Source organism: Burkholderia sp. 10_S31, assembly GCF_056930375.1.
Genome location: NZ_JBXOWK010000001.1, coordinates 2,103,106 through 2,115,434, shown reverse-complemented (window position 1 = coordinate 2,115,434; position 12,329 = coordinate 2,103,106). Strand labels below are relative to the sequence as shown.

At 59.7% G+C, this 12,329-nt stretch carries 8 protein-coding genes; 3 read left to right on the top strand and 5 right to left on the bottom strand.

Features of this window, described 5'->3' with window-relative positions; genetic code table 11:
• The first annotated feature begins 17 nt into the window (after window positions 1-17).
• Entirely contained in the window at window positions 18-1,208 is a 1,191-nt protein-coding gene (locus tag AC1Z3W_RS09465) for a helix-turn-helix transcriptional regulator (RefSeq protein ID WP_057927272.1), read from the top strand.
• Between the two features lie 171 nt (window positions 1,209-1,379).
• Entirely contained in the window at window positions 1,380-1,790 is a 411-nt protein-coding gene (locus tag AC1Z3W_RS09460) for a class I SAM-dependent methyltransferase (protein WP_483507493.1), read from the top strand.
• Window positions 1,791-2,186: 396 nt separating this feature from the next.
• Here the strand turns inward: AC1Z3W_RS09460 and AC1Z3W_RS09455 are convergent, their stop codons facing one another.
• From AC1Z3W_RS09455 to AC1Z3W_RS09435, 5 genes are all read right to left on the bottom strand, one after another.
• Window positions 2,187-2,678, bottom strand: coding sequence for a papain-like cysteine protease family protein (locus AC1Z3W_RS09455; RefSeq protein WP_082664736.1), 492 nt, complete (start codon window positions 2,676-2,678; stop codon window positions 2,187-2,189).
• 238 nt (window positions 2,679-2,916) lie between these two features.
• Window positions 2,917-4,101 carry an acetyl-CoA C-acyltransferase gene (locus AC1Z3W_RS09450; protein WP_057927164.1) on the bottom strand — a complete coding sequence of 395 codons (1,185 nt, stop codon included), beginning with the start codon at window positions 4,099-4,101 and terminating at the stop codon, window positions 2,917-2,919.
• A 55-nt stretch (window positions 4,102-4,156) separates the two neighbouring features.
• Window positions 4,157-5,980 carry an acyl-CoA dehydrogenase gene (locus AC1Z3W_RS09445; protein WP_124831934.1) on the bottom strand — a complete coding sequence of 608 codons (1,824 nt, stop codon included), beginning with the start codon at window positions 5,978-5,980 and terminating at the stop codon, window positions 4,157-4,159.
• A gap of 600 nt (window positions 5,981-6,580) precedes the next feature.
• Window positions 6,581-7,513 (bottom strand): SDR family NAD(P)-dependent oxidoreductase, encoded by a 933-nt coding sequence (locus AC1Z3W_RS09440; protein WP_483507492.1) that lies wholly within the window; start codon window positions 7,511-7,513, stop codon window positions 6,581-6,583.
• Window positions 7,514-8,407: 894 nt separating this feature from the next.
• Window positions 8,408-11,599 carry a bifunctional cytochrome P450/NADPH--P450 reductase gene (locus AC1Z3W_RS09435; protein WP_124831938.1) on the bottom strand — a complete coding sequence of 1,064 codons (3,192 nt, stop codon included), beginning with the start codon at window positions 11,597-11,599 and terminating at the stop codon, window positions 8,408-8,410.
• A gap of 163 nt (window positions 11,600-11,762) precedes the next feature.
• Here AC1Z3W_RS09435 and AC1Z3W_RS09430 point away from each other — a divergent pair, with 163 nt between their 5' ends.
• Window positions 11,763-12,320, top strand: coding sequence for a TetR/AcrR family transcriptional regulator (locus AC1Z3W_RS09430; RefSeq protein ID WP_244104796.1), 558 nt, complete (start codon window positions 11,763-11,765; stop codon window positions 12,318-12,320).
• Window positions 12,321-12,329: the final 9 nt, after the last annotated feature.

Here is a 12,329-nt window from a genome sequence, read left to right as displayed (position 1 = left end):
GAGGATGGAGCGTGCTGATGGAGACGAGATGGGCCCCGCAGGAGAGCCAGTCAACGAGCGAAGAGGCCGACATCGGCGTCGCGGATTTCAGCGAGCTGATGGCGCGCATCTACCAGGGGCCGATGGAAACGCCGCCTTGGGCAGGCGCGCTCGAGATGGTTCGCCGGCTGCTGCAGGCCAACTACGTAACGCTGATCCTGCGTGCGGCCGCGAGCGATCGTCGCGCGCCGCTGTCCGTGCACGCATCGGAATTCGGCCCGGTCGTGCCGGGTGACGGCGAGGCCTCGTACAACAACTACTACTATTCGCTCGACCCGTTCGTTGGCCTGCCGGCCGATCGCGTGGTCACGGTCGACGACGTGTTCGGCGATACGGGCTGGCTGTCGAGCGAACTGTACAAGCAGTTCCTGAAGCCGCAGGACGTGCGCTACATCCTCGGCGCGGACCTGCGCACGCCGTCGGGCGTCGAGTGCCGGTTCCGCGTGTGCCGCAACCACGCGTCGAAGCAGTTCTCCGCGCGCGACAAGGCGATCTGCGCGCTGCTGCTGCCGCACCTGAAGCGCGCGGTCGAGCTGCATTCGCGGCTCGACACGGCCGAGGTCGAGCGGTCGATCTACGCGAACGCGATCAACCGGATGCAGATCGGCACGATCACACTCGACGAGAACGGCACCATCATCGACATGAACAGCGTCGCCGATGAGATCCTGAAGCAGAACAACGGTCTGACGATTGCGCGCGGCACAATCGAGGCGACCGATGCGCAGGAGAATCGCACGCTCAAGCGGCTGATCCGCCACGCGGTGATGGGGCACCACGGCACGGCCGCGGCGATCGTCGAGGCGATGCCGATCACGCGCGGCTTCGACAAGCCGCGCCTCGGGCTGCTGGTGCGCACCGTGCTGCTGTCCGACTGGTCGGAGGACAACAAGCGCCGGCCGGCCGTCACGCTGTTCCTGCGCGATCCCGACCGCAAGCCGCAGGGCGCACAGGAAATCATCCGCAAGCTGTTCGACCTGACGCCCGCCGAAACGTCGCTCGCGCTGCTGCTGACGAACGGGCTGACGCTCGAGGAGGCAGCAGAGGAATCGGGGATCAGCAAGAACACGGCGCGCACGCATCTGCGCGCGATTTTCTCGAAGACGGGAGTGACGCGCCAGGCGACGCTCGTGCGGATCCTGCTCGGGAGCGTGGTGCCGCTGGGGTGATCGGCGCGGCATGTCGTATGCCGCCGCATCGATATCGAATGGATTCGTCTGCCGATACATCGACTGCGGTCGACGGGTACGGAACGGCGATCATGGCATCATGAACAAGAGGCTCGCGCGGTGCGAGCCTCTTTCGTTTCGTGCGCGGCCGATTTCAGCGGGGATGTCGATATGGCGATGCGCAATGCGATGCTGGTGCCGTATCGCGAGCGTGTGATCTCAGGGGCAGCGGGGCGCGTGCTCGAGATCGGCGCCGGATCGGGCCGGAACCTGCCGCTCTACCGCAAAGGCGTACGTGGCGTATTCGCACTGGAACCTTCGACGGAACGGGTCGAGATGGCGCGCCCTCGCGCCGTGCAAGCCGGTGCACCGGTGGACTTCCTGATGGCGTCCGCGGAATGCATTCCGCTGTCGGACGAAAGCGTCGACACGGTGGTGAGTACCTGGACGCTCTGCTCGATCCCTGATGCCGGCGGGCGCTCCGGGAAATCCGACGCGTGCTGGCGCCCGCAGGGCGACTCCTGTTCGTCGAGCACGGCCTTGCGCCGGAACCCGGTGTACGCCGTTGGCAGGATCGCCTGACGCCCGCATGGTGCTGCCTCAGCGGCGGCTGCCATCTGAACCGTCCGATCCGGTCGCTGATCGAGGGGGCGGGTTTCGAGTTCGAGCAGATCGATACCGCGTATGCGTCAGGGCCGCGCTGTTTCACCTACTTCTACAACGGCGTCGCACGGAAAGTCCGTGGCGTTACCGCATGACCACCGCGATGGATGACGGAGCAATACAGCACTACATGTCGCAAGCTTCATCACGCCATTGCCATACGTCATCGAAATGGAAGCCCATGCCCGGCTCGTCACGCGCGTACTTGCGAATGCGCCTCTCGATGAGTGATCAAAGCCGGCCGAGATGCTTGAATGTGACGACAACAGTGACGGGATGACGCGCCGACAGGCAACTGCGGCACAGTGCCCGCATTCAGTAGCGGCGCCGATCCTTCACCAGCAGCCCATCGGGTCTCCACCTTCCGGCATCGAGCGTCCCCAGCAGCATCGTGCGCGGGGGAGGCCCCTCCGGGTCGTGATAATGAACGGTGCGTTGCTGGATGCCCGTGATGACGATCACGTGACCGATTCGAGGCTGGTCGGGCCTGTCCAGAAAATGACCTGCGGCCCAGATCGGACCGGACTCGGTCAGTACCGCGGCGAGCCACTCGGGCGTAATGACCGTAGGCTGATCAAGTGGCACGAGTCCTTCAATGGCGCACAAGTCGGCGATCTTTTCCGGCGGGAGCCCCTGGTCCGCCTGCCATAGCGCCGGCATGCCCAGGCGCGGCCCAGGACGGTGGTAGTACGAAACCATGCACGCCGCGGCATACCAGCATGCGTTTTTCAGCGCTCTGGATCCTGACTTCGTTTTTTTTGCGCCGCTCTGATCGACCAGCGGCACGCTCAATCTGACGTCCACCATTTCGGGTCTCCAGACAGGAGGGATCCGTAAAAGTGTATGAAGAATCGGACGCGACGACAACCATCCCTGACAGGCAACCTCAGCGCGACGATCGGCTGCCCGCGGACGACGTTCGCTGGTCCGCGTTAGTTTGCATAAAGTTGTTCCAACCTTGGCGCAAGCACTGAAAACATTAGGTGGTGGCCCCGCATTAGCGGGGCTGCCGCCCCATTCGCTTTGCGGGAAAAGGCGCGTTCCGTCAGACAACTTCGAACAAACCGGCTGCGCCCATTCCGCCCCCCACGCACATCGATACGACGACGTAGCGCGCGCCGCGTCGTTTGCCTTCGATCAGTGCATGGCCGACCGTACGGGCACCGGTCATCCCGTACGGATGGCCGATCGAAATGCTGCCGCCGTTGACGTTGTACCGGGCCGGATCGATTCCCAGCTTGTCGCGGCAGTACAGCACCTGGCATGCAAATGCCTCGTTGAGCTCCCACAGGCCGATGTCGTCGACTTTTAGGCCATGAAGCTTCAGGAGCTTGGGGATCGCGTAGATGGGACCGATGCCCATCTCCTCGGGCGCATTGCCGACGACGGTCATGCCGCGATAGATGCCGAGGGGCGTTGCGCCGATCTGTTCGGCAGTCTTACCATTCATCAGAACGCAGGCGCTTGCGCCGTCCGAAAGCTGGCTTGCGTTCCCGGCGGTTACAACGCCACCGTCAACCACCGGTGCGAGAGAGGCAAGCGATTCGAGCGTCGTGCCGGGACGATTTCCCTCATCCTGCGTGAGCGTGACTTCCTTCCGCGACGTTTCGCCGGTCACTTTGTCGACGACCAGCATCTGAGTCGTGATCGGGACGATTTCGTTCGAGAAACGGCCTTCCGTTTGTGCCGCGGCAGTGCGAAGCTGGGAATCGAGCGCGTACTGATCCTGCACCTCCCGAGAGATCCCGTACTTGCGGGAAACGAACTCGGCGGTCTCGAGCATCGGCATGTATGCGGCGGGTTGCACGGCCAGCACGTTGGGATCCTGGTCGGCGCGCGTCCACTCGAAGTAGCGGGTCTGTACCGCAGAGATATTTTCCTGGCCGCCCGCGACAACGACCTGCATCCCGTCGCACATGATCTGTTTGGCGGCCGTGGCGATCGCCATCAGGCCTGACGCACATTGCCGGTCAAGTGTTTGTGCGCCGACTGAAGCAGGTAGCCCGGCCGCCAGCACACCTTGTCGGGCGATATTGTTGCCGGCGGTTCCCGCGTTGAGTACCGAACCGATGACGGCGTCCTCGATGCGATCCGGTTCGATACCGGCGCGCAGTACAGCATGCCTGATTGCGTGACCGAGCAGGGTGGGCGAGTGCGTTAGGTTGAATGCGCCACGATATGCCTTGCCGATCGGCGTGCGCGCGGTGGAAACGATGACAGCATCAATCATATTGATATCCTAAAAAATTAAACGAAAGCAACGAAATGGAGGCGTCTCACACGGGTCAGAACCAATGCTCCGGCATCGTCAGAGGGGTTGTTTCCACTGGATTGAGCACGGCGAGACACGCAGCTACCTTGGGCATTTCCCACCCGAAGAAGTAGTCGCACGCTGCGAGCTTGCCGCGATGGAAGTCGCTTCCGGTAGGGCCGTTCTCGAGCGTGTTGGCCACGATCGCCTGGTCGAGCCAAAGCCAGCCGACGACGACATGGCCAAATGCTTCAAGGTAGGCAGCCGCATTCGCCAACTGGACTTCCGGGTCGTCGAGCCGGTGCAACGCGTCGGTGACGATGCGGATGCGCTCCCACGCGCATTCGAGTGTGCCGGCATGGTCCTGGAGCGGACGGATCGACCGTGCCCTGAATACCGTCGTGGCAATTTTCCTGTCGAGCGCTGTCATGGCGGTACCGCCGTTTGCGCGAGTCTTCCGACCAAGCAGGTCGAGCGCCTGAATACCGAATGTGCCTTCGTGTATCGGGTTGAGCCGATTGTCGCGATAGAACTGCTCGACGTTGTATTCGCGCGTGTAACCGTAGCCGCCATGAACCTGAATGGCGAGATCGTTGGCGACGAGGCCCCATTGGGACGACCAACTCTTGACGACGGGGGTGAGCAGGTCAAGCAGACAATGCGCCTCTTCGCGGTCGTTGACGTCTTCTTGCGAATGGATATCGTCGCTAAGTCGAGCCGCATACAGACACAACGCGAGTGCACCGGATACATATGCCTTTTGCGCGAGCAGCATGCGCCGGACATCGGCATGACGAATGATGGGGGCCTGTCCTGATGCGGGCGATCGGTCACCGCGTGTCCGGCCCTGCAGGCGCGTCTTCGCATAATCCAGCGAGTGAAGGTAGCCTGTATAGCCAATCGCGGCGGCGCTGAGGCCGACCGAGATACGCGCCTCGTTCATCATGTGGAACATGTAGGCCAGCCCTTTGCCGGGCTCGCCAACGATCTCCCCGATTGCGCCCGCTTCGCCTTCCGGACGGTAGCGACCCTCACCGAAATTCAGCAGGCAATTTACAGTGCCGCGGTAACCCATCTTGTGATTGATACCGGCGAGTACGACATCATTTCGCTCGCCAGGCAGTCCGTCGGCGCTGATCAACTTGCGCGGTACGGTGAAGAGCGATATCCCTTGAACGCCCGGAGGAAGTTGCCCGTTTTCATCGGGAATCTTTGCCAATACCAAGTGGACAATGTTCTCGGAAATCTCGTGATCGCCACCGGAGATCCACATCTTGTTGCCGAACAGGCGGTAGCGGCCGTCTTTACTCGGAACCGCGCGCGTGCGGATATCTGCAAGACTTGATCCGGCTTGCGGCTCCGACAGGCACATCGTGCCAAAACATCGCCCTTCCGCCATGGCCTTGACGTAGTGCTCCACCCGGTCTCGCTCGCCGTGGGCCATTAGCAAATTGGCGTTGGCGATGGTGAGAAACGCGTAGCCTGCAGTTCCCGGATTGGCTGCCAGCAAATACGCCATGCCGGCCCGTTCCACGGTGCTCGGCAGGCTCATGCCGTTCCATTCGTTGGGGAACGAGGCGCTGATCAAGCCGGCGGCCGAAAATGCACGCAATGCGACACCCACTTCCGGGTTGATGGTGACGCGTTCTCCGTCAAATGCGGGTTCGTTGCTGTCGTTCTTTTTGTTATGCGGCTGGAAGAGATCCGTGGCAAGCGATTCGTACACATCCAGCACGGATGTGTAGTCGAATCGGTCCTGCCCGGCAAACCGTTGCCGACGGGTAAGAGATTCGACCTGCAGCCAGTCGAAAAGAATGAACTCCACGTCGCGACGGGAGAGGGTGAGTTCGCTAGTCATGGAATCGAATGAGTGAGTATCTAGAGTCTTGGCAAATTTTCGAATTTATTCAATAAATTCTGGAATGCGAAATTACTGTTTCAAATCGATCGAACCGGGAAACATTCAGGGAAATTATGAGTTGATCGGCATCATCCACTCCGCCACGATGGCTGGCTTGTGATGGTTCTTAATTTCCACCATTACGCCAACGGTCAACTGGATGCTCGTGATGTTTCGCATCGTGACCTGCTTCAATGTGAAGCGCACGCTGTTCAATCTGAAATTGATCTAGTTCTGCTGCCTTTTGACCTCGGGGAGAGCGTTGGAAGCCCACTCGGAAAGCATCGAAAGCGCGAGAAACCCGTAGGCGATGGTTTCGACGGACGATCTTGCGCGTGCAAGTTCCTCATCCACATAAATCGATTGCCGGTCACTGTGAAGTCGACAAACTTATTGATCGAAGGCTGATCAATGGAGAACCATTCGGCTATGCCCAGTTCCGTGTCGACGAGGGGCGACAACCGGGGTAGAGCAAGCCGGGTGCCTGCATGACGACGTCCGTCAGCCGTGTGGCCACTCAGATCGCGGTCAGGTTTGCGTGCAGCCGTCCCGGACTCGTCACGCATCGAAATGCTCCTTCGTATTCGAAGAGGCGATGCGGGCCTTTTTGAGCTCGAGATCGCCCTGGGCAACACCGGATGAAGGAACCGTCTCGCCGCTGCGGTTCGTCACCTCGTCGAGGCGTTGGGCGAGCTGGTGAGCGACCTGGTCGCCGGTCCCGAGATGGATGCCGGGCGTCAAGGTGATATGTGCGGCCTCGAAGCTGCCCGCGCCTGCGCACAGGACCAACCGAGTAGGTGCCTCTTCACCGGCAAGCACCGCGACGGCGGGGCTGACGGACGCAGGCGACAGCGTGTCGAGGGTGTCCGCCGACATCAGGCCTTCGAGCATGCGTGTACCGGCCGTCGGAGCAAGGCAGTTCACGCGGATGTTGTATCGCTCGCCTTCGATGGCCAGTGTCTGCATCAGGCCGACCAGTGCCATCTTCGCGGCACCGTAGTTCGATTGTCCGAAATTGCCGTACAGGCCCGACGACGAGGTCGTCATCACGATGCGACCGTAGCGCCGTTCCCGCATGGATTCCCACACGGCCTTCGAGCAGTTGACCGCGCCCATCAGGTGAACGTCGATCACCGCGCGAAAGTCGTCGAGCGTCATCTTGCTGAAGCTCTTGTCGCGCAGGATGCCGGCGTTGTTCACCAGGATATCGACATGACCCCAGCGCGAAAGCGCTTGGTCGACCATGTGCTGAACCTGTTCGGAATCGGTAACCGATGCGCTGTTCGCGACCGCCTCGCCGCCGGCAGCGACGATTTCGTCGACGACTCGCTGGGCGGCCGTGGCGGAGCCGCCTCTGCCGTTTACGTCGCTGCCCAGGTCGTTAACCACGACCTTTGCCCCCAGCCGGGCAAGCAGCAGCGCATGCTCGCGCCCGAGACCCGCGCCGGCGCCGGTCACGATCGCAATGCGATTCGTCAGGTCAATCTTCATGGGCTGTCTCGTTGGTGATGATGTGGTGGCCTACGACGAATAAACGCGCATTCATTCCGCGTTTGTCGCGACATATGGGTGATCTATTACACGTATCAGGAGGTGGCATGCATGGAGCCATTCGCGGAGGTTTTCGGTGGGAAGGCACGCTCATGCCTGATATGGTCAAATGATCAAGTCTTATGATCGGTGAAGTTAACATGGTGTTCATCGGCGGTCGATCGTGGTTAACCCGTCGCTTTCCGAAGCCTGCAGTAATTGAAAGGCATGAGGTCGATCCGACGCGGTCGAGTGGAGTGTGCCCCCTGAGTTGCGAAACGAGCCGTGAACCGGAATAGATCGACGTATAGCTGAGGCCCGAATTTCGATTTGAGAGGGAAGCTCGAGAGGGAAGCTCGATGGACCAGACAGGGCCGAAGATTCCTGTTCGGGTATTGCGCCAGTTGTGCTATCTCGTCTGGTCTCGAGACGACCAGAGGTGACGCAACAACAACGCCTCCAGAGAGGGATGAATGCGCGAACCAGAGTTGGCGTCTTGCGGAGGCCACGGCCATCGCGTTGCCGTTGGCCGCGACGATGAACCGGAGAGCCGATCGGTTTATATAGGACTCTGGATCTTTTTGCCGACCGATATCCGAAGTTTCGCGCGACTGCGAACCATGCTCGCACGCTGCCTTTTCCATCATGGCGACGCCGTTTAGAAGCGAGTGGGAAAATTCCCCATCTGGTTCCGGTCGGAACTCGACCGGAACCAGAGTGAAGGGCGTGAGGAAAATAGGGCGCAGGCCGGGATCGAAGAACTAGTCGCGCGAGTTCCGGGAAGCGGTGGCGGGGCAGGTCGAAATTTCTTTCCCTTTTCTAAAGCGACCGGAGGCGGCATGAACCCCGTCGCTGTCATGCAAACACATCGGCAACATATCTGCCATGCTCCCGCTCCATCGTGTCAATCCACGCGCTGGCGCTTTCATCGTTCTCTCCAGTTGCCTCCTGATAAATGCGACCAAGCGTGGCACGTACGGCAGGCGCCATATTCTTTCCATCCCCGCAGACAAAGACGGTGGCACCTTGCGCAAACAGTGCGGCGATTTTCTCGCGTTCCAGCCAGACTTTGTCTTGAACAAAGCGAGCACCTTCCTCCGGGCGGTTTGAATAAGCCGGCATCACTTCGACCACACCACATCGTGCCCATTCGCCGAGTTCGTCGCGATAGAGAAAGTCGACGTCAGGGTCATCGATCCCGAAGAAGAGTAACGACGTGCCGACGTTCTCTCCCCGCTGTTTCTGTAACGCGCGCTCTTGCAGAAAGCCGCGGAATGGGGCAATACCGGAACCCGCGCAGATCAGAATCATCGGAAGATCGGGTTCGGCTGGCGGTCGAAAGCGTGCATTCGACGGCCTGACCGCAACGGACAGGCTGTCACCCGTGTTGAGTCGCGCGAGATACGACGACGCCACCCCTTCATGACGACCATTGCCGGAGAGCGCCGGTGCATCGACCACTGCTACCGTCAGCGTGACATGGTCTGCCTTCCAGAGCGGGGAAGACGAGATCGAGTACTGGCGTGCTTTCAGCGCGGGCAGCATATCGAGGAACTTTTCGAACGACAGATCGACGGAGCCGAAGCGTTCGAGCAGATCCATGACGGTTGTCCGCTTTCCCAGAATCTCGCATTCGAAATCGTCGGCGCTCAGGCGCTCGAGCTCGACCTTTTCGGGCGGGCAACGCGTGGCCGCGGCCAGGCTGGACACTTGTGATCGAGTTGCGGGAACGGCGAGTTCGACATAGCTCGAAAACAGTTCACCGCAGCCGATTGCCTGGCCGAGCGGAAGGCGTGGATTACTCGACGTTCCTTCGATCACCACTTGAGTGTCCCAGCTCACGCGAAATCGACGCAAGACGCGATCGACGTTATTTTTCGAGTTGCGGGGCAGAACGGCCAGGTAATCTCCCGACCGGTAAGTCATCGCTTCCGGAAGTTTCAATTCAATATGCTTTTTGGAGCGGCTGCCAGCCACGCTAATATCAACCAGCTCTCTATTGTCGACGATGGACGCATGCGCCATGTCGCCGATATTCAGCACTTTTTCACGGGAACTGTCGGCGAAGCTTACTTTCAGTGCGACATCGTTATGTTGAACGACCGAGACGTCCTTCCCGGCGCTGATCGCAAAGCGATTCCACATTTCGGAATACCAACGGTCGAATTCACCAAAGAAGTCGCCACCGGAATCGAGCTCGCCTCTGAAGTGCACTCTCGTCGCACCGGCCTTCTCGAGCGCTTCATCGACTCGCTTGGGAATCGCCTGGTATGTCCGTGCCCATTGTTTGTTGCCGCACCCAAGAACCGAAAAATTCACGCCGTCCAGCGCACCGTCATCCAGCGCTTCGACATACGGGACGAATGATTTGGCGTTGTCCGGCGGCTGGCCTTCGTAGGAAGCGGTGACGATCACAATTGCAGGATATCCGTCGATTTTTCCTGCGAAGTCGTCGAGGGGAGCGCACGTGGCGTGAAATCCGTGACGACTCGCGTCCCCTGCAATACGTCTAGCAAAGGATTCGGCGGAACCTGTATTTCCCCCAAAGAGGACGAGCATGTTCGACAGATCTTCGCCGGCAGGGATCGACTGAAGCGGGGCGACGCTGGTGCTTTGAGCGCTCGGGGGGGCGTGAAGGGCCGTATCGGGCACTTTGAGCGCACCTCGGGCCCGCGGTTTCACGTTCACCCGGAAACCGGTCGGCTTCAGCGTGAGCGTTTCGGCGACATTCAGCTCGTAGTTCGGATCTGCGAAAGAGAAATCGAATCGCTGCAGCAGCATGATCAGAACGAGATGGGCTTCCTGCATGGCAAAAGGGCGGCCGATACAGGCACGCGCACCATTGCCAAAGGGTTTCCATGAATTGGGGGGAAGCTGCTCCGCATTCTCCGCTGCAAATCGCTCCGGACGAAACGCCTCGACGTCCTCGCCCCAAACGCTCACATCCCGATGCAACATGGGCGTCAGGATCATGATGATGTCGTCTGGAGAAACGGCATATTTCCCGCCGAACGTGGTGTCGGCGAGCGGTGTCACCGCGAATGCCGGCGCCGTCGGCCAGATTCGCAACGTCTCCATGAGGATGTGTTCGATGTAGCGAAGTCGTGCGAGATGCTCGATCCGCGGTGTCTCGCTACCGACGATTTCGTCGACCATATCTCGCGCTTTCTGCAAGATATCCGGGTTCTTGAGAAGAAAATAGGTCGCAAAAGACAGCAGCCCGCTGGTCGTTTCATGTCCGGCGATGAGAAATGTGATCATCTGGAAGACGATATTCTCATCATCGAGTTTCTCTCCCGTCACCGGATCGATGCCGTTCAGCATTCGGTCCAACAGGTCCATCGACTCTTCGTTGTCGTGCGGGTTCTTCCGCCGGTCTTCGATCATTTTGGTCGCGAGCGATCGCATGACTTCAATGTCCGCGTCGAACTTTCGACTGCGATTGACCATCAACTTCGAAACAAGTTTTGGTCGCAACTCGCGCTTTCCCGCCTCGCTGAGGGTGTTGACCATGGCATCGACAAACGGATGCTGGTCTTCACGGTAGAAGCTGTTGAAACGACAATCAAACGCACAAAGGGCAATCGTATCGAGCGTCAGTCGAGTCATGTGATCGGACACATCGACCGGGGTCTCCGGGCCGAACCGCTCCCAATGGAGAAACATCTGGTCAGCGATGTCGACCATTTTGTCGAACATCGACCAGATACTGAGCGGGCCGAACGCCTGCATCAGCACACGATGCGCTTTTGCCCAATTCGGTTCGTCACTGAATGCCGTAAATAACCCGTCCCCGATCGCGGGTCTAAGCTCGAGCAGAGATTGGTGTACACACTTCTGAAATCTGCTTTCATCACACACTTCATTCACAAGTGCTTGTCCGCTGACAACGTAGTAACCTTGCCCGAACACCTCGAACCAATAGACCGGCCCGTAAGTGCGTGCAAGATCCATCATCTTTGCAAGCGGGGACGGCCCGAGGACCTCCATCAGATGACCGATGACGGGTTTCAGGGGCGGCTGGGGAACGAGGGCGGAGGATTTCATTTCAATAGCCTTTCAGAGGTATGTCGGAGCATCGCATCTCAATCTATTGAACAAATGTAAAATAGACAAAACCACGTGTCCAGATCTTTTTATGCCACCTGATGTAAGCCCTAATCCCGCCGATCCTCGCTTTCAACGGAGTTACGACGCTCTCGTTCGTGCCGTGAGCGAACTGCTCGATGAGGCGCCGCTGAGCAAACTCAGCATTGCTCAATTGGTGCAGCGCGCGGGCGTCGCGCGTCCTACGTTCTATCAGCACTTTCCCGACCTTCAGGCTGCCGCTCAGCGGGCGGCGTTGGTGAGGCTCGACAACGCTTTTGCGTTCGTCGAGGAGCAAGGCAAGCTGCTGAACCCGCCGAATGCCGCTTTCGTCAAGTCAATGGAGGTGGAAACCGCGCTGATTCTTGAGCATCTGCATGCGCATGAGCCTTTCTATCTGACCGTATTCAACGACGCGGCGACATCGGCGTTTTTCGATGAATTGGTGACGTTCGTTGCCGGCCGCCTCCTTCCGCCTTATGAAGGAGTCCGAACGGAAGCGGAGCAGGATTGCCTGACGGTGCTTGGCGGTGGATTGGTGTGGGCGGCGGTGCACTGGCTTCGCCAGGGCGCCATGCGCGAGACCCCGGAGGCAATGGCCAAGCGAATGGCCAGCACCGCGACGACGATCCTCGACGCTTTCGGCCTTACGTTCGGATTCGCGCAGGCGGGTCCAGCGTAGCGGGAGGCA

Bases quoted from the DNA above. Each gene is read 5' to 3' on its own strand.
- AC1Z3W_RS09440 (WP_483507492.1), bottom strand. From the start codon at position 7,513: ATGAAGATTGACCTGACGAATCGCATTGCGATCGTGACCGGCGCCGGC.
- AC1Z3W_RS09465 (WP_057927272.1), top strand. From the start codon at position 18: ATGGAGACGAGATGGGCCCCGCAGGAGAGCCAGTCAACGAGCGAAGAG.
- AC1Z3W_RS09450 (WP_057927164.1), bottom strand. From the start codon at position 4,101: ATGATTGATGCTGTCATCGTTTCCACCGCGCGCACGCCGATCGGCAAG.
- AC1Z3W_RS09445 (WP_124831934.1), bottom strand. From the start codon at position 5,980: ATGACTAGCGAACTCACCCTCTCCCGTCGCGACGTGGAGTTCATTCTT.
- AC1Z3W_RS09455 (WP_082664736.1), bottom strand. From the start codon at position 2,678: ATGGTGGACGTCAGATTGAGCGTGCCGCTGGTCGATCAGAGCGGCGCA.
- AC1Z3W_RS09460 (WP_483507493.1), top strand. From the start codon at position 1,380: ATGGCGATGCGCAATGCGATGCTGGTGCCGTATCGCGAGCGTGTGATC.
- AC1Z3W_RS09435 (WP_124831938.1), bottom strand. From the start codon at position 11,599: ATGAAATCCTCCGCCCTCGTTCCCCAGCCGCCCCTGAAACCCGTCATC.